At 52.1% G+C, this 22,143-nt stretch carries 20 protein-coding genes; 9 read left to right on the top strand and 11 right to left on the bottom strand.

The annotated features are described in order from the left end of the window. Nucleotides 1–3 precede the first annotated feature (3 nt). From SH451x_RS17090 to SH451x_RS17070, 5 genes are all read right to left on the bottom strand, one after another. A complete protein-coding gene (locus tag SH451x_RS17090) occupies nucleotides 4–2,223 on the bottom strand; it encodes an efflux RND transporter periplasmic adaptor subunit (protein WP_479358196.1) in 2,220 nt (739 codons plus the stop codon). Between the two features lie 3 nt (nucleotides 2,224–2,226). Next, nucleotides 2,227–3,132, bottom strand: coding sequence for a hypothetical protein (locus SH451x_RS17085; RefSeq protein WP_146675859.1), 906 nt, complete (start codon nucleotides 3,130–3,132; stop codon nucleotides 2,227–2,229). 38 nt (nucleotides 3,133–3,170) lie between these two features. After that, a complete protein-coding gene (locus SH451x_RS17080; protein WP_146675860.1) occupies nucleotides 3,171–3,635 on the bottom strand; it encodes a hypothetical protein in 465 nt (154 codons plus the stop codon). A gap of 61 nt (nucleotides 3,636–3,696) precedes the next feature. After that, nucleotides 3,697–4,536: a zf-HC2 domain-containing protein gene (locus tag SH451x_RS17075; protein ID WP_479358195.1), complete on the bottom strand. Its 840-nt coding sequence runs from the start codon at nucleotides 4,534–4,536 to the stop codon at nucleotides 3,697–3,699. 2 nt (nucleotides 4,537–4,538) lie between these two features. Beyond that, nucleotides 4,539–5,147 carry an RNA polymerase sigma factor gene (locus SH451x_RS17070; RefSeq protein WP_146675862.1) on the bottom strand — a complete coding sequence of 203 codons (609 nt, stop codon included), beginning with the start codon at nucleotides 5,145–5,147 and terminating at the stop codon, nucleotides 4,539–4,541. A 1,064-nt stretch (nucleotides 5,148–6,211) separates the two neighbouring features. On the opposite strand from SH451x_RS17070, the gene SH451x_RS17065 reads away from it, so the two are divergent. After that, nucleotides 6,212–6,430: a heavy-metal-associated domain-containing protein gene (locus SH451x_RS17065; RefSeq protein ID WP_479358194.1), complete on the top strand. Its 219-nt coding sequence runs from the start codon at nucleotides 6,212–6,214 to the stop codon at nucleotides 6,428–6,430. 45 nt (nucleotides 6,431–6,475) lie between these two features. After that, entirely contained in the window at nucleotides 6,476–8,737 is a 2,262-nt protein-coding gene (locus SH451x_RS17060) for a heavy metal translocating P-type ATPase (RefSeq protein WP_479358193.1), read from the top strand. A 78-nt stretch (nucleotides 8,738–8,815) separates the two neighbouring features. On the opposite strand, the gene SH451x_RS17055 is transcribed toward SH451x_RS17060, so the two are convergent. Next, nucleotides 8,816–9,151 carry a four-helix bundle copper-binding protein gene (locus SH451x_RS17055; protein ID WP_479362916.1) on the bottom strand — a complete coding sequence of 112 codons (336 nt, stop codon included), beginning with the start codon at nucleotides 9,149–9,151 and terminating at the stop codon, nucleotides 8,816–8,818. Between the two features lie 1,011 nt (nucleotides 9,152–10,162). On the opposite strand from SH451x_RS17055, the gene SH451x_RS17050 reads away from it, so the two are divergent. Continuing rightward, on the top strand, nucleotides 10,163–10,861 hold the full coding sequence (locus SH451x_RS17050; RefSeq protein WP_479358192.1) for a GNAT family N-acetyltransferase: 699 nt from the start codon (nucleotides 10,163–10,165) through the stop codon (nucleotides 10,859–10,861). An 86-nt stretch (nucleotides 10,862–10,947) separates the two neighbouring features. Continuing rightward, nucleotides 10,948–11,664, top strand: a complete 717-nt coding sequence (locus SH451x_RS17045; protein ID WP_240491329.1) for a hypothetical protein — start codon at nucleotides 10,948–10,950, stop codon at nucleotides 11,662–11,664. A gap of 129 nt (nucleotides 11,665–11,793) precedes the next feature. Here the strand turns inward: SH451x_RS17045 and SH451x_RS17040 are convergent, their stop codons facing one another. From SH451x_RS17040 to SH451x_RS17020, 5 genes are read right to left on the bottom strand one after another with little or no spacing between them, the layout of a single operon-like run. Beyond that, nucleotides 11,794–12,927, bottom strand: a complete 1,134-nt coding sequence (locus SH451x_RS17040; RefSeq protein WP_146675867.1) for an ABC transporter permease — start codon at nucleotides 12,925–12,927, stop codon at nucleotides 11,794–11,796. Further along, nucleotides 12,924–13,616, bottom strand: coding sequence for an ABC transporter ATP-binding protein (locus SH451x_RS17035; RefSeq protein WP_479358191.1), 693 nt, complete (start codon nucleotides 13,614–13,616; stop codon nucleotides 12,924–12,926). The genes SH451x_RS17040 and SH451x_RS17035 overlap by 4 nt, the downstream gene beginning before the upstream one ends. Further along, complete coding sequence (locus tag SH451x_RS17030) at nucleotides 13,617–15,182, bottom strand: efflux RND transporter periplasmic adaptor subunit (RefSeq protein ID WP_479358190.1); 1,566 nt, start codon at nucleotides 15,180–15,182, stop codon at nucleotides 13,617–13,619. Between the two features lie 2 nt (nucleotides 15,183–15,184). Beyond that, on the bottom strand, nucleotides 15,185–15,703 hold the full coding sequence (locus SH451x_RS17025; protein WP_479358189.1) for a hypothetical protein: 519 nt from the start codon (nucleotides 15,701–15,703) through the stop codon (nucleotides 15,185–15,187). 35 nt (nucleotides 15,704–15,738) lie between these two features. After that, entirely contained in the window at nucleotides 15,739–16,893 is a 1,155-nt protein-coding gene (locus tag SH451x_RS17020; protein WP_479358188.1) for an ABC transporter permease, read from the bottom strand. Between the two features lie 255 nt (nucleotides 16,894–17,148). Between SH451x_RS17020 and SH451x_RS17015 the strand changes: the two genes are divergently transcribed. The 5 genes from SH451x_RS17015 to SH451x_RS16995 all read left to right on the top strand — a co-directional run bounded on the left by SH451x_RS17015 (nucleotide 17,149) and on the right by SH451x_RS16995 (nucleotide 22,126). Then, nucleotides 17,149–17,391: a hypothetical protein gene (locus tag SH451x_RS17015; RefSeq protein ID WP_479358187.1), complete on the top strand. Its 243-nt coding sequence runs from the start codon at nucleotides 17,149–17,151 to the stop codon at nucleotides 17,389–17,391. 274 nt (nucleotides 17,392–17,665) lie between these two features. Then, complete coding sequence (locus tag SH451x_RS17010) at nucleotides 17,666–18,112, top strand: hypothetical protein (protein ID WP_479358186.1); 447 nt, start codon at nucleotides 17,666–17,668, stop codon at nucleotides 18,110–18,112. Between the two features lie 117 nt (nucleotides 18,113–18,229). After that, nucleotides 18,230–19,756, top strand: a complete 1,527-nt coding sequence (locus SH451x_RS17005; RefSeq protein ID WP_479358185.1) for a TolC family protein — start codon at nucleotides 18,230–18,232, stop codon at nucleotides 19,754–19,756. A 79-nt stretch (nucleotides 19,757–19,835) separates the two neighbouring features. Further along, on the top strand, nucleotides 19,836–20,342 hold the full coding sequence (locus tag SH451x_RS17000; protein ID WP_479358184.1) for a hypothetical protein: 507 nt from the start codon (nucleotides 19,836–19,838) through the stop codon (nucleotides 20,340–20,342). A gap of 266 nt (nucleotides 20,343–20,608) precedes the next feature. After that, entirely contained in the window at nucleotides 20,609–22,126 is a 1,518-nt protein-coding gene (locus SH451x_RS16995) for an efflux RND transporter periplasmic adaptor subunit (protein WP_479358183.1), read from the top strand. Nucleotides 22,127–22,143: the final 17 nt, after the last annotated feature.

The following is a 22,143-nucleotide window of genomic DNA, read 5'->3' as shown; positions in this document are numbered from 1 at the left end:
ATGCTACCTCAATGATGCAAAGGCCGTCTGTAACTCACGACCACCAACGGTTACGACCAACTCACCCGCTTCGATACCGTCAACAATTTCCGTGTACGCACCGTCAGAGCGACCAATCTTTAGTCGGCGTCGATCGACGTATCCATCGTCCTTTTGAACAAAGCTGAAATAGTGCATCCCCTCGCGAAGGATGGCGGATGAGGGGATCGCAAGAGTCGATGTCGGACTTCCGATCGGCAAGACGACCGTGATCAATGCGCCTGAGCGAAGTTGCGGGACACTGGAGTTAGACTTTGGAGTAAGCCATATCCTCTGTGTGCGGGTCGACTCGTTTACGGTTGGACCGATTCGTGAAACGACGACTGGAAAGCTAATGTCAGGATTGGCAAGTATCGTGGCGATGCCATTCACTTCTCCATTTAGAGAATGGGTCTCGGGCGATCGTACATGCGCCTCAATCCATACGGATTCGAGATTGTGAATTTCGACAAGAGGCTGGCTCGCGGAAACGGTTTCGCCTAATGTGACTACGGACGAGGTAATGCGCCCTGCTATGTTGGAGCGAAGTGGAAGATAGTTGAGGATTCGCCGTTCTTTAACGATTGATTCTATTTCGCTTTCAAGTAATCCCAACGTAGAAAGCTGCCGCCTTAGGCTTTCGGCCCGCGCCTTTAACTGGTCCGCTTCCGAGCGCGTTTCCAATACGATGCGTAGTGAAACCGCATCGCCTTTGACGCCGTCAAGCCGATCAGCGCGACGAAGCGAGAGATCGGCGTCAAGCGACGTGCTGATCAGGTCGAGCTGGAGCTTGTGAAATTCAGGCGAAGCAATCTCCAATAATATTTCACCAGCCTCGACGTATCGCCCCGGGTTCAGTTTGTGCGAATAGACCGTTCCGTCTAACTGAGAGGAAAGTACACTTCGGTTCTCTGGGGGCAACGTCACGGACGCAGTGAGTTGCGTAGTCGAAGCAACTTCGCGGTGACTCGCTGGCTCGGTCCGTATCCCTAAACGTTGCTGGTCACTGCTAGAGAGCTTTAAGACGCCAAGAAAGAACAAACTCGATAACTCATGACCTCCCTTTACTACCACTCGGTCACCAGGATAAATGTCGCCTTGGAGTACTTCGACCATCGGCTCGATCTGCTTATGCGCCTCCAAAGTACGCTTACCTAACTGGATGGTTTTCTTCCGGTACTCTGCGGAAGTCCGAGTCGATGCCTCTTCAACAAAGACATAATTCTGCAGCCCGTCGCTGTACACTGCCCGCTGCGGAACGGTGAGTTTCTCATCTTGCTCTGACGTATAAATCGTGCCCCGACCAACAAGTCCAGGAATGATCGTTTGGTTTGCGAGTGTCATCCACGCTGAACTGACTTGAGTTTGGGAATCTAAACCAGCATCCATTCGATCGATAACGCCTTCTACCGAGATCGACGACGCAGGGAACTCGACCTTCACTCGGTTGCCTACTTTGGCCTTGAAAATATCCTTTTCCAAGAGTTGAAGCCGAACCCAAACTTCATCGGTATTAACTACTTCAAATAGGTGTTCCAACGCCTCCACGTACTTGCCCTCTGCAAGGTCCGAGTGAAGGATCTGGCCAGCGATAGGCGATCGAATGGGATAGTTCAACGAACCAGATGCGCTGTTTTGAAAGACATCGGGAGAAACGCCAAGAGTACGGGCGCGAATTCGTGCGACTTCCACGCGGTTCTGGCTCTGCTCAACTGCGTTTTCGATTTCCAGCAAACGTTGCATCGGCACAGCTCCGGCCAACGCAGTTGGCCTTGTCATGTCAAGCAGACGCTGATTAAGGCTTACGTCATTAACTGCTTGCTGATAATCCAGTTTGAGCAGTTCCAATTCGCGGCTACTCAACTCGGCAATGATCTGGTCCTTTTTCACAAAGTCCCCAGGACGCGATAGTAGTTTGGCGATGCGACCAGAGATCTGCGCCGAGCCGAACGCCTTTGCTTGCCACGGTGTAACGGCCTCCGCATAGACCGTCAACGTGGAAGCAACGGTGCCTACCAGAAGTTCTTCCGCTTGAAGTCCAATGGCATTCCGCGCTTGCGCTGACAATGTCAGTTGACCATTCTGTGTATCAACTTGAACACCCTTGGTGGGAAGCGGTTGATGTCCCTCGTGGCCGCTAGCCGCCGACGTAGCCAGGGCAAGCATTAACACTGCGATGAATCGAGCTTGTGATGGAAGATTCATAACCTACTTCTTGATGAAACTATCTGGATCAGGCAGCGGGTCCGTTGACTCTTTTGCGGAAGCCAAAAATTCGTCGACGCACGGAGGGCAGCAGAACTCGTAAGGCTTACCATCGATAATCCACGTAAATTTGGAATTCGCTTTTGTTCCCGAGATAGGACACAGCATGTCGCCGACTTCTGGCTTCATGTCATGTTCCGACTTCATCCCTTTGAACTTTTGCGAAGCCGTCATATTGCCATTGGCTTCGATGTCCGCAACGGTGTACCGACCGCCCGGTGTCAAATACAACTCTCGTTCTGCTTCGTTAGCGACCTTAGCCGGCATGTCGGACGATTCATCATGGCTCTCCTGCCCAGAGACAAAACCCAGACGAAATCGCTCGCCATCGATTCGAATGTTTGGAATGGTTACATCCAGCTTGCGCCCCACCAGCTCCTGTGGCAGTTGCCCCATGAAAAGCGAAGTCTTCCCAGGGCTGTCGCCGTCCTGTGGAGATGCCTCAAACGAGATTGGTTTGGAATCCGCGTCCCCTTCGGCTTTGACAAACCCTTTCAACGTCTGGCTTTCCACGTCGATAACTCGACTCTCATCCTTGCCAAGCGTGTAAAGCCGAACAGCACCTGCTGAATCGATGACCGCTTCCACGTGATAACTGTCTCTCCCCAGCGAAATCATGATGCCGCCGTGAGCACCCGGGATATGACCATGTTCACTGTCAGCGTCGCCGGCAATTGAGTTCGTTGCAGATCTCTCATCGCTTGCAACGCCAGCCTTTTCACCCTCAACGCGTGGTGCAGTCTGATCTGCGGTCTCGTCCGATTGCGACGGATTACAGCCACTAAGGAAGACCAGAGTGGTCACCGCTAGGGGCAGAATAAACAAACAACACAAGTTCCATCTTTTCATTTCTAAACACCTTCAGTTGAAACAGTAGAATCGGACGGTTACTTCTTGAGCGACGCTTCGTAAAGGTCATCAAGCTTGGACAAGAACTTGGCTGGTTCGGCCTTCATCTTCTTTACACATGGCGGGCAACAGACGTATACAAAGTGCCCATCGACAATACCGTGCTTCGAATCGGCAGAGATTTCATTGTCCGTCATCACCAAGCAGTGTCCTTGGGCTTTGGCGAAGTTGGTTCGGATCTTTTCAATGTGCTTGGCATCCGGCTTCGCCTCTAGGCATGCTTCACAACAGACATAAAGCACCTCTTTGGTTTCTGGATTCGTCATCTTGACCGGCTTGGCATGGTCAGTGAGGGACTCGCCCGACACTGGACATATCGCTTGCACAGCTATCCGCAGACGCTCGCGACGTTGCTCAGACGTTTCGTCTTTTGCTGTTTGCGCATAACTTGATGCTGCCGCAGTGAAAACGAAAAGGAGAGCGAGAATACTGTTCTTGATCATGGTTTGGTCCTCTATGGAACAAGGGAGTTGGAAAGGGATAGCGAATTCATCGAAGTGGAACTTACAACTTCAGAGATGCTACCCAGTGATTCACTTCAGTCAGATCATCTGCGCCGACGATCGTCATTTGCCGATCTTGATTTCTCCAGCTAACGGCTAGTTGCCCAGCTGACTCAATAATCTTGCAAGGCATGCCCGCGCACTGCGTCTCAATTGACGGGGAGTCGCCAAACCAGACAGGTTGCTCATCTCTGTGTTCAAAAACAATCAGTGATGTGCCGTCGCTTCGCTCACAAATGGTTGCCGAGCATTTGCAGCATGGCATGTTCAAAACGTGTGTTGACACACGTGTGAACCCCTCGGGAACACTCTTGAATAATGCCGGCTGATAACCAAGATATTTCGTAGCTTCTTCGGTACCTAGTTCACGGCCGTCGTACTTCTCGCTCAGTTTGGACAAGGCGATCTGAGGTTCCGTTCTGGCTGAGCGGAATACCTCGGCAAAATCTACAGCCATGGCAGCATGATCGTGCAACGCATTAGCGGTGTCGTGATTATCGGGCGCAGCATAGCGCAGTGCCGAAACCAGGATAAGAACACCAGCAGCCGCGGCCAAAATAGAAGTGCCATAACGCTTGGCCCAATCCCTCCATTGGAATTCTGTCGAAGCAAGTGTCACAACAGGAGATTCAAGTTTGCGAGAAACTTGTTCCCATACTGCTTCCGTATCGACTATCCGCTCCGAACGTCGCATCAATACGCCCATCGAGCGGTATTCAGACATCAGCCCACGGCATGCATCGCATTGCTCAACATGCTCCTCCAGTTGGAGACAAGCCGCGGTGTCGAGCTCTTGGTCGATGTACGCCGACAAGTGCTCTGCAACCATATCGCAATTCATTCTTATGCCTCCCAGCCCAAGTGGATCAGAGAAGTCCTCAATTCGTTTCTAGCCTTGTTTAGTCGTGAACCAACGGTACCTTCGGGTATGCCCAGAACGCTTGCGATCGCTGAGTATCCAAGCCCTTCGACTTCTTTCATGTGCAAAATCGCTCGCTGCTCACCCGTGATTTGCTGCATAGCCAACTCAAGAACCTCGATATCTTCGTCTGCTTGAATCTTTTGATTAAAATCTAAAGACACTTCTCCAGCCTCCGCGACTTTTTGAATGCGCTGTTCTTCCCGTTTCATTTTTCGCAGGTACTGCAAGCTTTGATTCACAGCCATGCGGTGCGCCCATGTTTCGAGCGTCGATTCGAAACGAAACTGACTAAGCCTCGAAAACAAGTGGATAACGAAGTCCTGCATCACGTCGTCAGCATGACTATCGCCAACAATCTTTCGAATGACTCGATAGCACCTGGCTGCCAATAGCTCGTAAATGTGCTTTTGTGACTCTCGATGTCCGTTGCTGGCACGACTAATCCACAGCGTCAATTCTTCTTTAGTCAGCGGTGATGCACGATCCTCCGCTTTTCCATTCATCTCATTGGATGACTCTGTTGGTATCATTCTTCACTCCTTCCCGCCGAAAAGAGAAAACTGCCCGAAGCCTTCGGAAGCTTCGAGCAGGACTCAATCTCAGACCGTACTTGTCGTCGATCTAGCGAAGGCAGCAAGGTTGATCTACAGCACAGCAGTAAGCATTTTTCATGCAGCAGGAAGCTTCGCTAACGGAGGCCTCAGACGCTGCATTCGTGCTTTGCTGACTTCCATTTACCGAGTAGGAAACTGCGGAAAGAGCGAGAACGCTCAAAAGAGCGAGTTTTGTCAACATGATTCACCTATTTTGTATAAGAAACTAAAAAGCCAGTGGTGTGTGCCTGAAGTTAAGCACACAGCCAGTCAACAATCCCGAAGCTATCGGATTGTCGGTCTTCTCATTTCTTCCAAACACAGGCGATCGACTGCCAGGAACAACCCTCGAAGGGAATTGGAACTTCATGTCTTTGAAACACAATCCGTTGCGCACGAGGGATGACGTCCCAAGTCGCGAGGCTAGTCGCGATATACTGCACAGCAATGGACGCAGATCGAGGTTCGTGCTGAGCAGTAGCGCTAGAAATAGCTTTCGCGCATTGGCATTCGTTGCTCCCCGCAACGCTGGAAGTTCGAAGTCCCTCGGAATTCACACTTCTCGCACCGGATGCTTGGGCAGCAGCACATTTGGGGCAGTTTGGCGCTAGGGACGCGTTTGGCATCGCGTGATCAGCGCTGGCTGGCGTAGCCACTTGCGCAGTCGCCAGACTTGCAATGATCGTTCGCGAGAGGCAGCAACACGAAACTCCGCCAAAGATTTGACTGTACGCAACCGCGAACAGCAAAACGATATGGAGGGTAAGTGATGACATGACTCGTGCTTTTGCTTCAAATTTCGAGGCTTACGTGCTTTGGATGGACCTCAAGCCGCGTTCCTTCACGGAATTTCCGATTTTTTTCCGATTTTGGCTCCGCGAGTCGAAGTGCCGGCAGATTCCCCCGCGAACAGGACCATTCTACCTGAAGAATCGGTGCCGTGCCGGCATCCAACCTAGCGATACGGCCACTTCACCTCTACGCCAATAAGAGACGCAAAAATGAACCAAGAACCACGTAAACAGGCCTTCCAGATCACTGGCATGACCTGCGGCCACTGTAAATCAGCGGTTGAGTCAGCCATCCGAGCCACCGATGGCGTAACCGCTGCCCAGGTTGATTTGAAAGCAGGAAAAGCAGTTGTCGAGGGGCAATTCGTCGACAAATCAATAATGGCTTCCGTCGAAGAAGCCGGCTATGAAGCAGTAGCCTCTAGTTAGCAACCTCCAGCCAAGTGGTGGGCCTCTTAGACGAGGAGATCGATAATGATGAATGCTGACCAGACGGTCGAGATTGGCGTCAAGGGCATGACCTGCGCTGCGTGTGTCCGACGCGTCGAAAATGGACTGCGCAAGATCCCATCAGTGACCAGCGCTTCAGTCAACCTCGCGACGGAGCGTGCGGCGGTCGAGTTCGACCATTTCCCACAAGCTGGCGAACTCGAAACGATCCAACTTGCGATTACAAAGCTGGGTTATGAGCCAGTTGAGCTCTCCACGGTGCGAAACGCGGGTTCGATTGAGGACAACGATTTAGACGCTCAGCGATTGTGGCATTTGTTCGTCGGAGCAGCGATCTTTGCACTACCGATCGTTGTGCTTGCGATGGCTCCCATGTTGTCCGACGGAGTCATGAGTTTGATGATGTCCTGGTTGTCGATGGAGCAGTGGAATTGGGTCATGTTCGGCTTGGCCATTCCTGTTCAATTCTGGTTTGGCGGACGCTTCCTTCGACTAGGCGCAAAGAGCCTCTTTTCAACATCTCCCGATATGAATTCGCTGATTCTTCTGGGGACGATGGCCGCTTTCCTCTACAGCACTGTTGTCACGGTTTTTCCCCAGTGGATTCCTCCGCAATCGCGTCATGTCTACTTTGAAGCGTCAGCAGTGGTGATCACGCTGATCTTGTTAGGCAAATTCCTTGAAACGAAGTCCAGGCATCAAGCGTCTGACGCAATGAAGGTACTGCTAAAACTGGTACCGAAAATGGCCACAGTTATACGCAACGGTGAAGCGGTAACCATTCCTGCGGAGGCTGTTGTCCTTAATGATGTTGTTGAAGTCCGCCCTGGATCTGCCATCGCAGTGGACGGTGTGGTCGTTAGTGGTTCTACCTATATCGATGAGAGCATGGTGACTGGTGAGAGCGTACCAGTGGCCAAGGAAGCGGGGGACGAAGTGGTGGCAGGTACGATCAACGGCAGCGGAAGTATTCAGTTTCGAGCCACTGCCATCGGAGCCGACACGACTTTAGCGAAGATCGTGGCGTTCGTTGAATCTGCGCAGGCTTCCAAGCCGCGCATTCAAGGCATTGCTGATCGAGTCGTCGCGTACTTTGTACCCGTGGTGTTGTTGATCGCATTGCTTACTGCCCTCGCATGGCTTTTCGTAATGCCTGGCGGCTCAATCGATCAAGCACTCATCCATGCGGTCGCTGTACTCATTATTGCTTGCCCATGTGCAATGGGACTCGCGGTTCCTACGAGTGTGATGGTGGGTACGGGCAAGGCGGCGCAACAAGGGATTCTGTTTCGCTCGACGGATGCGATCGAGTCTTTGAGCCAAGTTGCATTGATCGCTTTTGATAAAACCGGAACGCTGACGGTTGGAAAACCGCACCTCTCGCTATTCCACGTATTGCCACCGTTCTCGAGTGACGACTTGCTGGCCCAACTGGCTCTCGTAGAACAGCGATCGGAGCACCCTTTGGCCACGGCTATTGTGGATGCCGCTGCCAAAGGGCCCAAGTCGCCTCTTACCGTAACCAGCTTCAACGCCATTGCAGGCGCGGGAGTTGAAGCCGAACTATCCAACGGTCACGCGATAATCATCGGCTCGGAAAAGATGATGCGAGAACGCCGCATCGAAACATCGTCGTTTGATGCACAAGTAGCTGATGCAATGTCCGAGGGGAGCGGATACTTTTTCGCGGCCGTCGATGGTTCGCTCGCCGCGATCATGATCGTGTCAGATCCGATCAAACCATCGACGCAAAGCGCAGTGGAGCATCTAAAACAATCGGGCTACGAAGTGGCGCTCATCTCAGGGGACAATGAGCGAACCGCGTTATCCATTGCAGATCGCTGCGGAATACCAGCAACGATGGTCTATGCGGAAGTACGTCCGAATGACAAGGCTGACGTGGTATACACGCTCAAGCGAGACGGACGGCGTGTGGCTTTCGTGGGCGACGGCTTGAACGATGCTCCTGCACTAACGATCGCCGATGTCGGCATCGCGATGGGCACAGGAACAGACCTTGCGATCGAGAGCGCCGACGTGATCGCCATGTCTGGCGACATTCAAAATATTCCGCGTGCGATAAGCTTGTCGAAGGCCGTGATGTTGAACATCAAGCAGAATCTGGGCTGGGCGTTTGGCTACAACGTTTTGCTTATTCCCATTGCAACCGGCCTGCTTAAACCCATGACAGGTCTGAGTCTGTCACCGATAGCGGCAGGTCTGGCGATGAGTCTCTCTAGCTTCTTTGTCGTGACAAACGCATTGCGATTAAGGTCGTGGCGATGAGTTCGGTTTCGAGCCGCGCCTGAAGCGCGGCCCGAAACAACAGACTCTTCCTTTTACTTCCCGGTTGTTGCTATGCAATCATTTCTGAACTTGCTTGAGCATGTCGCGACATTCCTTCGCGCACTCTCGGCAGGATTTAGCACATGCGGCCATATGTTCATCATCGGGAAATTTTTCACACGCAGCCGCACACTCTTCACAACACTTGGCGCAACATTCGAGCATAGGCTTAGCTAAGGGACTGTTGCGGGCACACAGTGTCGCGCATGTTTTGCAGCACTCGGCGCAGTCAGCGCACATTCTAGCGGTTGCCTGATGCTCCTTTTTCCCTTCCGAAAGCATTTTCAGGCAATGATCGAAACAGCTATCGCACTCGACTTGGCAAGCGGCACAGACTTCGGCGCATTTCTTCATTTTCGAATCCTCATGTTGGTCAGCAAATGCCGCGAGCGGAACAATCGCGGATAGGGCGAACGCGGCAACAAGTGAAAAGTGGGACATAACAAACCTCGCATTGAATTGGCTTAGATGACCTCGAAAAGTTCGAGCCTTCGTGATGAAGCCCCCGCAGCACTCATGCCGGAATGCGGTATTTCTTGCAGATAAAGCAAGTATCGAGAAAATGCCAAAAAAATCAAAAAAGCTGTGAAGGCAATTCAATTGAGCTTCATCTGAGCACTCAAGCAAGATTTGGCGAGCATTCTGCAAACGACTGGAGCAGTGCCGAATCTGGATGAGCGCCAATCGAGCAGGACGGGTGCACCGCGTTCGAAAATAATCCAAAGTTCGCTGAAGAAAGTGTCTGCCAAATGCATCCAAACTCAAGGTTGCGGAAGTGGTTTCATGCAACGCGAGGTCCAATAGTGAAATACGAGGTTGAAAAATGAAGTCAGTAGCTATGTTTTTGATGTTGGTTCTTTTTGCGGTTAGTCTTGCAATTGCGGCGAGTGTCGCAAGCAACCCGACCACTGATGTGTCACAATCATGCGTTTGCTCCAGTTGCTGTACCGACGGCGGCTGCTGCTGTGAAACCGGGATTTGTAGCTGCGCACAGTGCACATGCGAATGCTGCACAAGCGATTCCAATGCCTGTGAGGCCACTTGTTGCGGAGGCAAAGAATCCAGCTCAGCCGCCAGCACGCTCACACAGGGTGTCGAGAGTGGTACGTGCCCAATGTGCCCATCCGAGAAGGGACTGAAAAAGGTCGTCTCAGGTGCCAAGTAGATTGTCAACAATACTAACCCGTTTGTTAAACCGGCAGGTTGTCAAAGAGTGTTGGTTGTCTTTAACGACCAACACTCAATGCGAGGCTAGATTCGCATTGGCCTGAAATGTTAATTAGGAAGCATTGAACAAAAATTTGTCTCGACGATCGGGGAGGAATCGTTATATCCACAAACGAAGAAGGAATTGAGCGCGTTGCCATGCGTTATGAGACATTGGTGATAACGGATGCAGCATTCACGCTCGCTCCGCGAAAAATCGATAGGCTTGTGTATTCACTACTTCGACGCGTAGGTATTGCCGACTTCAGCCTGCTCATGTGTTCCAACGTCGAACACTTAGCTGCATCCGGACAAAAGTTACCCGACGGGATTGAACTAATTGAACTATCGGTCGAGAGCTTCGATATTCTTTCACAGTGCAACCCGCTCTTCCAGTGCGAAGCTTTTCAATATCTCGATCGTAAAAGATTTCGTTGCTATGCATTAATGGCCAGCGAAGCGATTGTTGCATATGCCTGGGTTGGCACGGGCGATATTCCAGCCGCGCATAACTCCAGCGGACATGTATGGACAGGTCTTCCGTTATTTCTGGATCCTGAGACCGCTTATCTTTTCGCCGCATTCGTAAAACCTGAGCATCGTGGAAAGCGGTTATATCAAGTGCTCATTAGTCAGGCAGCAGAGATTCTTAGGGCGGACGGAGTCCTGCGAATTGCTTTAACGACTGACGCCAACAATGCACGAGCGATTCAGGCTGTAAAACGGATGGGATTCGAAGTTTGTGGAGTAACAACGTTTTGTGCGTTTGTTGGCTGGAGAAGAGCTTACTACTGCGTTTCGTCAAGCTTCGAGCCGAGTAAAGTTGGACAATACGTGGGTGACCCCCGCACTCGCTAGCAAACCGGCCTTCGTCAATCCGAGATCCCGACACGCATTCAACATTACTTCGACATTCATGCTCCGAATCAGTTTTATTTCTGAAGGTGAGTCGCGAGCGAAGCATCAAACTTGCATGTGTGGACCGGATGGCGGTTCACGACCTCACAGAAGTCGACATCTTTGTATTCACGATGTCGCAATTCATGTTCTTGAAGGGAACTATGATGAGTATCGAAAGTTTTGGAAAATTTGCAGCTTCGATCGCACTGGTAGCGGGTCTCGCACTTGCCTTTCCGCAAGTGACACAAGCCCAATCACGGATCAATGACAAGGTGTCGAGAAACAATGGGGCTGGCTTTTGGGCCAACCAGCGAACGTCTCGCAACATCCAACATGCCAGAGACTATTCAACTGGAATCCAGCGGTATGCGACTCAATCGCCGATGATTCAAACGCAGGTGACGCAAGCAGAATCCCAGATGCTTGGTCAGCAATTGCAGGCCATTCAGCGTGATTTGGTAATTGTTCGTGACGAACACGCAACTAACCCGAAGGTTGTCGCGCAAGTCAAGAAGATCGAAACGCAACTCGGCCAAGCGAACGCAGTCCAGAAGTCGCTTCATGAAGAATGCTGCAAATCATCACCAGATGGAAAAATGTGCGCAGAGATGTGCAGCAAGATCCAAGTATCGCTAGATGAAATGAAGAAGGAGCACGACAAGCTGCTAAAGGAGCTCGGTCACGAAGATGCCGCACACCATGCGGCAGGTGGACATGAGCCTCTCGATCATGAAACGCCGGCACCAAAGCCTGGGAAGTAAAGTTTTTATCGCCCGTGCTCACCTTGAACAATCGTTAGTAGGCAGTTCGCCTTTTGCGAGCTGCCTTTGGCGTATCATCGCTGGAATCTTTCCATTCAGTCGGTTCCTCTACGCTTCTTTTATTCGCGACTATGACTGACGAAGAGCGTGCACGATTGAAATTGTTGAAGCTTGGATTGCTGGAGGTAAACCAGAGATCACGCCAACACAAAGGGAAATTGCTGATCCGGAAAACGCCTGTGCTACGGACGGTCGGAAGGCAATAGTCGCTCCCTCAGCTCCGATCGCAAAACCACCGAGACTCAGCGCGAGCATCGCAAGCAACGTTCCGGTTACGCCTCCCACCAAGCATAAGAGTGTGCTTTCGGTGAGAACCAGACGCATGGTGGTTAGAGGACGCACGCCGATGGTCTGCAACACTGCGTATTCCTTGATGCGATCCTGGACACTCATGACCGTTGTAGTAGCCACAAGCGATAACACCAGACCGACACACGCGTAGCCGAGCCAGTGGGCAAACCCGATGAGGTCGACAAGATCCGAAAGTGTGCTCGCTTGAAACGCTCCTTTACGACGCGTTTTGGTTGCCACGGCACCAGCTCGCAACTTGGAGTCGATTTCACTTGCCACGCGATCGGGATCGGCATCGTCGGTCAATTGGACCTCGTGCTGAGTAACCAGTCCGGCTGCGTTGAGGCCGCGGGCATACTGCAGAAAAGCGAGACTCGTATAAATAAGGTTTTCTTCGGAAGGCACCGTCGACGAAAAAAGCCCTGCTATCCGCACCGAAATGTCACCGATCGAAAACTGGTCGCCGACTTTTAAGCCTCGACGATTCGCAACATTGCGCCCGACAATGGCTGCATCGCGTTGTGATTGAAACTGTTGCCAGCTACCGCTTACAAGCGTGAGTGGTCGCGACTTTTGGATCTGGATGGGGTCGGCACCGTTGAACACCACGATGTCCAAGCTTGCTCGACAGTTATTCGTCCACACTTGGATAGGCATGACATCGCGCACCCCATTAATCTCACGGATCTTCGTTGCATAATCCTCTGGCAAGCGGCTGGTGGTTGGGCAAAAGCGATTTTCCTGAAACACAATCAAGCTGCGATCCGCATCGGAACCCGTCGTCAGCCGATGAAGCCCTTCTTGAACAGAGCCAACGAAACAAAAGACGAACATCGCTACCGCTGCACCCGATACCGTCAGCAGCGTTCGAGTACGGTGTCGCCACAATGTTTTCAAGACATAACCAATCATCGAGCTGCTCCTTCAGCGCGAGCCAGGAACTTGCCCCGATCAAGGATTAATTGCTTGGTTGCAATGGCCGCGACGTTGCTATCGTGCGTGACCATCAACATCGTGATATTGAGTTCACGATTGAGTCTCTGCAGAAGTATCTGAACTTGGTCGCTGGTTTCTGCGTCCAGACTCCCAGTCGGTTCATCCGCCACGACAACTTTCGGATGAGCCACTATTGCACGAGCAATGCCCACGCGTTGTTCTTGTCCACCGGAAAGCTGGCGGGGATAGTGGTTTGTTCGATCGCTCAAGCCGACCGCCTCTAGAGCCAGTTCAACTCGTTGCCTTCGTTGCGCGGAGGATAACTTCAACAGCAGCGTTGGTAGTTCAACATTCTCATAAGCGGTCAACACAGGAATGAGATTGTGTGTCTGAAATATGTACCCAAGGTTGGCAGCTCTCCAATCAGCAAGCTGCGTGCGAGACAACTTGGTCACATCTGTCCCATCGACAGTAATTGTTCCCGCATCGGGCCGGTCAATTCCGCTCACCAAGTTAAGCAGCGTGCTTTTGCCGGTACCGCTGGGACCCATTAAGGAGATGAACTCGCCTTCCTCAATGTCCATGCTGATGTTGTCAAGTGGCGTGATGGTCTCTTCGCCCTTGCTAAAGCTCTTGCTTACACCACGAAGTTCTACGAGTGCCATCTATTTCATTCCTATAATTGGATCGTCGCTTGTTACATGCACCCTCGCACCCTCGCTCAGGCCATCTCTTCCTGAAGCGATCAACTTATCTGTAACTTGGAGACCTGATTTGATTGCGATGAGGTCATCGGCCGCTTTACCACCTAGCTGCACCGTGCGTTTTCTCGCTTTTGAATTCTCATCAACTATCCATAGAAACGATTGTGAATCGCTAGCCTGCACGAAAGACTCTGGAACGAATATGCGCTCCGCCTCTCTCATTGAATCGGACGATACGTCGCTTTTTAGAGCCAGAAAAGCGGCTGTGACGAGCATCTCGGGGCTCACTGACAGAGGTGGATCAAGCAACTCAACCTTGACCTCTAATGTATTCTTCTGAATGTTCGCCGAGCTGGTTATCTGCAGCACTTGACCGTGGATTACATCGGCAGAAGAGGCGGTCTCAATGTTGACCTGTTGGCCCGGCGTGACCATCGGGACGTCCTCAAGTCGCACATCAACTCGCACCTGAAGTTTTTGTGGATCATACATTTCGACGACCGTACTCGAGCTTTGTCCAGCCGTTGTTTCAAGACCCATGACTCGCGATCCAGGAGATGCGACCACTTTTAGAATGCGACCCTGCATCGGAGCGCGTACTGTGCTCCGCTCGAGGGCAAGTTCCGCTTGGCGTACTTGCAGCTTAGCTTCATTTCGATAAGCCTCCGCCGATTGAACCTTCGCTTCTGCTTCTTGCAGTTGCCGAGTTTCCTCTACCAGCAACTCCAATTGCCGTTCAAGAGCGTGAACGACTTCCTCGAGCGCACTGACCTCGCGTTCCAGATTAGGTTCGCGTTGTTTCAACTCTTGCAAGTTTGCTGTTGCCATCGCATGCTCGTTTTCGGCTTTCGCGATCGTGTTATCTGAGATCGCCCCCTTGGCTGATTGCTTTCCTGCCATACTACCAAGCGTGTATTTAACGCTCGATTCGGCAGACTTGATAAGGAAGGGCAGTTTGGCTAACTCTGTTTTTGATTTCGTCAAATTGCTCATTGCATCGGCCAGTTGAATCTTCAAGTGCACGGGATTGTCGAAGCGAATGCGAGCTGCGGAAAGCTCCGCCTTCGCGCGATTAAGTTCACCTTCGCGGATTGCTAGGGCATTCTTCGCTTGCTCAAGTACCAATTCCGCATCGATGGAAACCAATCGTGCGATTGGCTCCCCTTTTTGAACTGTTTGCCCGCCCACGACCATTAGCTCCTCGATAACACCGGGAGTCATCGCGGCAACGCTAATGGCAGTTGGACGAGGCTCGATCCAGCCTGGCGCTTGGAATAGCGTTGTACCTGCTTGCTGAAGCTCAGCTCGTTTTACAATCACCGGAACGACCGTCACTGCGCGAGCCGGCATAAAGCGAGAGCCCGCCGCAGCGAAAAGCAGCATCGCAAAGCCCAACAAAACGGCGACAGGTAATACAAACCGCGACCACCATCGCTTCTTGTGTTGAAGTGATGGTGTTTTGGTTGCGCTGATTGTCGGCGTACGATCTAGCGCCAGGCTGCTAAGATCTAGTTGTTCTTTTGCCACGATCATTTACCTGGCCGAACAAACACTTGGTTGGCGGCAACGGTAAGGTTGCCTTGTTCATCACGCTTGGCTTTACCTTTGACAACCACCGTCGAGAGCTCTTTGACCTTTAGTAGGTCACGAGCACTTGAGGCAACTGGCTTGCCTGCCTCATCCACGAGTTTGATTGTTGCGATATTCTCCTTAACTGCTTCTGTCTGACAGCAATAGTCCCACGGAGTTGGACAACCTTCATCGTCCGCGCAGTAAGGTACTTTGGGATCGACGATCGTGAACGCTGCCAGTCCTTCAACAAACGGCTTGCTTGATCCACCGATCAAACCAACAAGGGTAACTTCTTGACCGTCTTCGCTCTTTGCTCGAGCTTCACCTACGGGCATGGCTCCCGTGGGCTCGCTTTCAACAAGAAAAGACGAAGTGGATTGGCTGGTATTCGCAGTCGATGAGCTACTGTCTTTCGACTGACAGCCGACAGAGGCAAGAGTTAAAACGACCAACGCGATACTTAAGAAAACTTTCATCTTAACGCTCCAAAACGAAACAAGGGTTTTCAAAACTAAACAGCTTTAAGGCTCGCTGCGACTTCTGCTCGCAGCGCTTTCAGTGCCGGTGGTAACGCACCAACGACACCCAATAACAGTCCGACGCTGCAACCAATTAAGATCGCTACGCCGTCGATGCGTAACGTAAACGCACCCATCGTGAACCGAACTGCCATTCCATTCAGCAAGGTCAGCGCGATCACTCCAGAAACGAGCGATCCGGCTGCAGATAGAAGCACACCTTCTTGGATCAAACTGATCAAGATAGCGCAACGGCGGTAACCGATCGCCTGCAACGTCGCTATTTCCCGGACGCGGCCTGCAACCGCTCCGTACATCATGTTCAGCCCAGCGAAAATCCCCGCACTGGACACCAGCACTACGACCAGCCAAGCCAACAATCGAACGGGCTTATAGTGTTGTTGTAGCGTTGCGTAATACTCAGTTTCCGCTATCGCCCGAAGCTCAAGGTCTGTTCGTTCCTTGCAAAACAATTCAACTTCAGCGGGTGAACTGCCCGGCGATAGGAGCAACGCCACTAAACTAATGTCTTGCCGCTTTGATGTAGTTTGAAAATCGGACAACCTGCACCAAATCTCAGACTCATAAGCAGCACCGCCGGCCGCGAATCTTCCACTGATGTTCCACGAACGTCCCTCGAACTCGATACTCTTTCCAATAGCGAGTTCATCTTCGCGGCTTCCTAGCTTTGCGGCCGCCAATCGCCCTACCATCACCTCGCCGTCACTTGGCCAAGCACCATCGACCAACTGAACTGAACGTCGGACCAGGGGCGCGGCGAGAGTTACACCCCGCACCAATCCCAATCCGCCTTCATTGTTTTCGCTCTTAACTCGTGTGCCTGCATATAACTCGGGCGACGCATGATTGAGTCCAAATCGCTTGATCGTTCCATCTACACTGGCAGTCAATAAGGATGGCGTCCGGGCAGGGATGGATGAGTTCTCAATGTTCTCTTCCGAGTTCACCGAGTAAACCAATACGACGTTTTGGTCGCCGCTTGCGGTCAACGACTGTTCAAGTCCACGAATGAACCCGACCACCACGAACACCAACATCACGACAGTGGCCAGTGCCATCATCGTTAATGCAGTGCGCACCGGTCGCCTAGCCAGATTGCGAACGCCGTATTCCCAGGGAAGCAGCATGAAGGAGGTCTTACTTAGGCTGGATCATCACGCTGCGAAAAGTTTGCGCAGCACCGAATCTCAACAAGTGAATCTGAATCGTTGTCCTACCGAACAACACTTAGAAGAAACGCAAAGGCGTTGGCTGGCTCAGATCTGCCAAGATTGAAGCGCTATACGCGCATCGCTACCCGTGAATGCATGCTTCACGACGATTCTCGAATGCCCATCAGCGAAAAACGAACTGACGGGGCTTCGTAGTTCGATGTGTATCCGATGAAACCAGCAAATCCCATCGGAAGATTGTGGAAGCTCAACCGGACTAGCCACAATCGCCCCTTCGCAAATGCAATTCTTGCACTCGCAATCGCGATCATGTGGCTCGGGGGCAGCAGGGACCTCTGTTTCCACGCAGTCAAAGCAACATTCGCACGTCGCGCAAGCACTTTCGACGCTGGAAGCTGGGAGCGGTTGGCAGCCCAAACAACTAAGCGGACAGGTCAACAAGTTGACGATTAAGAGTAGTGCTACTAGAGGCGATCTCATTCCGTTAAGGATAGCTCTTGGACGTCTTTGAGGCAATGTCAGCCACCGAACCGCACGGATTTTAGACCTTTTGATGCCCCACGATCAACGCAAATCAGATATTGGCCGGTGACCGACCACTAGGGAAAGCCTGCTTCATTCGGGAGATTCGGACTTTTCGCTAAAGGTGCCCCAATTGTTGATTCGATACCAAAAAGGAAGTCCCAGATCGGTTTTCTTTTCCACAGCTTCTGCCCTGGATTGCCCAATGCTTCGCACTCCGCTAACACGATTCGCTCAATGCGCCGTGTTTGTGGCTGCGATCATTTCCGCCTTGATCCCTCCCTCGTCGCTGGCTTGTACGCACTGCCTGCTGCGTGATGTGATTGAGATCGCCGGTCACAACTCTGATTGCCAACATGATCACGACGAGCATTCGTGCGAAGCTCCTTGCTCCGATTCGAATGACTCCGGTTCTCAGGACCAACATCAAGACGACAATCACCATTCGCACCGCGATTGTCCGTGCTGCATCGGTGGTTTTGAAAACGCATTATTGCTTTCTGGTTCAGTTAATCGACTAGCCGATATTGCGACGGTCACTCCAGCGTGGTCAGGGTTTGAGTATCAGCAGCGTTCGATGAAGCAATTTCAGCACCTTTATCTCGACAAGTCGACTCGGTCTACCTCTTTGCCAAACGTGCTGCGCATTTGAACCGAGCTTGGCGTTAACCATCGCCAATTCTTTTTTGTTCGGATCACTACTGGCACTCGATATTTTTACTCGAGAAAGCCCTTTGCTACTCAGTGCGCTTGCTTCGGAGGGAGCTCCATGAAAATGAACATTGCACAATGGATCGTCTGCTCAGCCGCTTGTATGGCGGTTGGCTGCAGTGGACTGGAGCGACACATCCGTCCAAGCGAGCAAGCAACAGTCTATGCATCCCCAAGTTTGCAAAGCGACGCTGTTAGCCAAAGCAAGACGGGCATCGATACACCGTTGGACCAAAACCACGCATTGCGAAGTCAACCGGTTTCGCAAGCCGCGTATGCTCATCAGTCCTCTCAAGCTTCCGGTGTGGTCGAACCCGCTTCCGTTGACGTTGTCATGGTCGACCCAGTGACCTCGAATGAAGCCATTGCTGACGGTGCGACGCTCGAAGAACTCCTGTCGCTTGCGTTCGCGAACAATCCAGCCATTAAAGAACTGGCCGCGACGACTCAGATCGCAGCAGGTTATCGCACACAAGTCGGTCTGTACGCCAATCCGATGCTGGGCTACCAGGGCCAACAGTTGGCTGACGCCGGGACAGATCAGCACCTACTATTCGTTCAACAGCAAATCATTACGGGCGATAAGCGTGCACTGAATCGTGCTGTACTTAATGAAGCCGTACGAGCCCAAGTACAAGAACTAGAAGCCCAAAAGCTTCGAGTTGCGACAGACATCAAGACCGCCTATTACGACAGCCTTCGAATTCAAGAACAACTGGCATCGATCGATCAGTTTTTTGAATTGCTGAAGCAAGGGGTGAATGCGGCTGAGAAACGTATGCAAGCAGGCGAAGGCTCCAAGATCGACCTTTTGCAGACTCAAGTTCAACTCAAGCAGCTGGAACTTGATCGAAGGCAGCTTTCAGCCTCGCTGTCGGCCCGACTGCGGGAGATCGTTGCTCTAGCTGGCATGCCGAACATTCAGTTACAGGCGGTCGCGGGAGAACTGCCGAAGCTACCAGCGAACCAAGACTGGAAAGCAGTTGAAGATGGACTTGTTGCGACCAGTCCCGAGTACGCTGCTGCTCAAGCTCGAATCCGTCAAGCCAGCGCAGCGATCCGACGTCAAGAATCTCAGCCCTTACCAAACCTAAACGTCCAGTTCGGAGCAGGCGTCGATAACAGCACCGACTCGGGCATGATGAATGTGCAGGTTGGTGCGCCAATTCCAGTTTTCAACAAGAACCAAGGCAACATCGCTGCGGCTCGCGCTGAGTACTGTCGAGCGGTGCAAGAAGCACAGCGCATCGACAACGCGATTCGTGCGCGGCTCGCGATTGCTTCTGGGGACTACGCTCGAGCAGCCGAGGCCGTCGACATGTACTTAAGCGAACTTTTGCCCGCTGCCCAAGAAACATTGGATCTAGCCGAGGGCGCGTACCGAGCCGGTGAACAGGATTTCATCCAGCTACTGGTTACGCGACGAACGTACTTTGACACGAACCTTGCCTACATCGCAGCTCGTGCCCAACTGGCCACGGCGCAGGCACAAATCGATGGTTATCTGCTGACCGGGGCGCTCAATGCTGTCATTAATAACAGCGGAGACGACTCGCTTCGGGGACTAACCCTTGACCAGGAATAAGCGTCTCTGATTCGATCGCAGCTCAGAATGAACTAGTTACCTAACCGTCGTTGCGGTATCATTAAAAGGTCCGCGTGCCATGAACTTCAATCCCGTAATTCGTAAAAGTTGGCTCGTAATGTTCTTTGCCATTCGCCTTTTGACACTGGTTGCCTTCACCGCTCACGCGGTGCTCGGTTGCTGTTTGTCTCATGGCAGCTGCATGCAAGAACAAGCCGCCATCTTAACGGGGCATGGCTGCGACCACGATGGACATGCGTGCGATTCACATGGACACGATGATGAACACGCATCGAACGGTCACGAGATAGCCACAGCGTCGATTGCCGAGAATGGCGTTGATACTTGCCCGTTGGAAGGACACGGCCACTCCAATCATTGTGATGACGGCCAGTGCGTATTTGGAATCGCCGAAGCTCCGACTAGTTTTTCAGACCTCCAGTCCATCGCCAATCCAGTTTGGATCAATGCGTCCGTTGACTTTTGGCAAGTTGCATCCCGCGCTGCTGACTTCGTTGGCAGTTGGCTGGATGGTCCGCCAAAGGCACCTCTTAATCGCGCCGTACACCAAGTGTGGCTAATTTGATAGGGCATTCGCACGTCCGAGCAACAACGCTTGTTTTTGCTGGTCGTTTCTTCAGCCCACAAACGTAGTTGAATTCCTGCTTCGCAAGAGCAATCAGATGTTTGCTGCGCGTAACTCTGCGTTACTCGTAGCCCAGGTTCTTGCATTGCTGGACTGAAACAACTGCCTGCCGCAGATCAATGTGCATGCTCATCTCCACGCACATTCTAGATCGAGTGGCCGCGCGCTATCACCTTCGAAATGGATTTTCAATTGTCGAGTTTACTATGAAAAAGCTCTCACTTCAGGCGATGTTCAGCAACCCATGGATTAGATGGGGCGTTGGATTGTCATTGGTTGCCGTCGCTGTATTTTTCTATCCCAAGTGGTGGCCAGCCTTAAACGGCTGGATCGACGGAACGGTTGCTGCTCGCAAGGAATCCATGCGCGAGGCAGGCGAAGGGGATGCCCATTCAGACGAAGAGCACGACCATGCTCATGAAGAAGATGGACACGACCACGCAGGACATGACGAGAGCAGCTCGCTCGAGCTGACTCCCCAATCGCTTAAGAACCTTGGCCTAACGCCTGAGTACCTTCGGCCAATTGAGCTTTCAAACTTCTATCGTACCGTCACCGTTCCAGCGATCGTTGTCGCGAAGCCGGGCCGAACCGACATCAAGGTCTCTTCGCCCATGATCGGCATTGTGCAACATGTACACGCCGTGAGCGGCGAGGCAGTCGTACCGGGGGATATGCTTTTTGAAGTTCGTCTGACGTATGAAGATCTCGTCGACACGCAGACGCAGTTGCTTAAGAACTTGGCTGACGTTGCTGTGGAAGAACGCGAGATCACGCGGCTTGAAGAAGTGACTCGCTCCGGTGCAGTCGCCAGTAAGATCTTGCTGGAACGGCAGTACGCTCTTCAAAAACTGCAAAGCTCAATTGCCGCCCAACGAGCTGCACTGAAACTGCATGGGCTGAGCGACGAGCAAATCGACACGATTGTTCGCGAACAACGCTTGCTGCGCGATCTCACCATTGTCGCTCCGGAAATCGACAATCATTCACATGATGAAAATAATCTGCGATTGAGCGATCGCCGATTTCGAGCAGCCTCCTTTCAGCCTCAGAATCAACCACCGGCAGTTCACGAGCCAGAGCCGTTGATCTTGGAACGATTGAGCGCTTCAAAGGGGCAAGGTGTACAAGCCGGCGAAATGCTCTGCACGCTTTCCGACTATTCGTCTCTCTACATCGAGGGCAAGGCGTTTGAACAGGATGCCCCAGCGATCGCCGAAGTTGCGGCTAAGGGCTGGCCAATCGAGGCGATCATTCCAGGAGTGTCGGGCCAAGAAACCTTAGCCGACCTTAAGTTAGCATTCGTTGCGAACGCCGTTGATGCGCAGTCGCGAACGCTGTCTTTCTTCGTCAATTTGCCAAACAGAATTCTTCGCGATGAAACCACAAACGAGGGACAAAGATTTGTCACTTGGAAGTATCGCGTAGGTCAGCGGCTTGAAGTTCGCGTCCCCGTTGAGGCTTGGGAAAAGCAGATTGTTCTTCCAGTGGATGCGGCTGTGAAAGACGGAGCGGATTGGTTTGTGTTTCAACAGAATGGGGATCACTTTGATCGTGTCGCCGTACATGTGAAGTATCGAGACCAGAAATATGTTGTGATCGAGAGTGACGGAGCAATCTTTCCAGGCGACGTGGTTGCACTGCGTTCTGCGCATCAGATGCAGATGGCCATCAAAAACAAGTCCGGTGCAGGCGCAGACCCGCACGCAGGCCATAACCACTAAGCACGGAGCACTCTCGA

This window comes from Njordella aestuarii (assembly GCF_056494165.1).
The sequence above is the reverse complement of the archived record's forward strand: the minus strand, read 5'-3'. Positions and strand labels throughout refer to the sequence as shown.

Bases quoted from the DNA above. Each gene is read 5' to 3' on its own strand.
- SH451x_RS17090 (WP_479358196.1), bottom strand. From the start codon at position 2,223: ATGAATCTTCCATCACAAGCTCGATTCATCGCAGTGTTAATGCTTGCC.
- SH451x_RS17085 (WP_146675859.1), bottom strand. From the start codon at position 3,132: ATGAAAAGATGGAACTTGTGTTGTTTGTTTATTCTGCCCCTAGCGGTG.
- SH451x_RS17080 (WP_146675860.1), bottom strand. From the start codon at position 3,635: ATGATCAAGAACAGTATTCTCGCTCTCCTTTTCGTTTTCACTGCGGCA.
- SH451x_RS17075 (WP_479358195.1), bottom strand. From the start codon at position 4,536: ATGAATTGCGATATGGTTGCAGAGCACTTGTCGGCGTACATCGACCAA.
- SH451x_RS17070 (WP_146675862.1), bottom strand. From the start codon at position 5,147: ATGATACCAACAGAGTCATCCAATGAGATGAATGGAAAAGCGGAGGAT.
- SH451x_RS17065 (WP_479358194.1), top strand. From the start codon at position 6,212: ATGAACCAAGAACCACGTAAACAGGCCTTCCAGATCACTGGCATGACC.
- SH451x_RS17060 (WP_479358193.1), top strand. From the start codon at position 6,476: ATGATGAATGCTGACCAGACGGTCGAGATTGGCGTCAAGGGCATGACC.
- SH451x_RS17055 (WP_479362916.1), bottom strand. From the start codon at position 9,151: ATGAAGAAATGCGCCGAAGTCTGTGCCGCTTGCCAAGTCGAGTGCGAT.
- SH451x_RS17050 (WP_479358192.1), top strand. From the start codon at position 10,163: ATGCGTTATGAGACATTGGTGATAACGGATGCAGCATTCACGCTCGCT.
- SH451x_RS17040 (WP_146675867.1), bottom strand. From the start codon at position 12,927: ATGATTGGTTATGTCTTGAAAACATTGTGGCGACACCGTACTCGAACG.
- SH451x_RS17035 (WP_479358191.1), bottom strand. From the start codon at position 13,616: ATGGCACTCGTAGAACTTCGTGGTGTAAGCAAGAGCTTTAGCAAGGGC.
- SH451x_RS17025 (WP_479358189.1), bottom strand. From the start codon at position 15,703: ATGAAAGTTTTCTTAAGTATCGCGTTGGTCGTTTTAACTCTTGCCTCT.
- SH451x_RS17020 (WP_479358188.1), bottom strand. From the start codon at position 16,893: ATGCTGCTTCCCTGGGAATACGGCGTTCGCAATCTGGCTAGGCGACCG.
- SH451x_RS17015 (WP_479358187.1), top strand. From the start codon at position 17,149: ATGAAACCAGCAAATCCCATCGGAAGATTGTGGAAGCTCAACCGGACT.
- SH451x_RS17010 (WP_479358186.1), top strand. From the start codon at position 17,666: ATGCTTCGCACTCCGCTAACACGATTCGCTCAATGCGCCGTGTTTGTG.
- SH451x_RS17005 (WP_479358185.1), top strand. From the start codon at position 18,230: ATGAAAATGAACATTGCACAATGGATCGTCTGCTCAGCCGCTTGTATG.
- SH451x_RS17000 (WP_479358184.1), top strand. From the start codon at position 19,836: ATGAACTTCAATCCCGTAATTCGTAAAAGTTGGCTCGTAATGTTCTTT.
- SH451x_RS16995 (WP_479358183.1), top strand. From the start codon at position 20,609: ATGAAAAAGCTCTCACTTCAGGCGATGTTCAGCAACCCATGGATTAGA.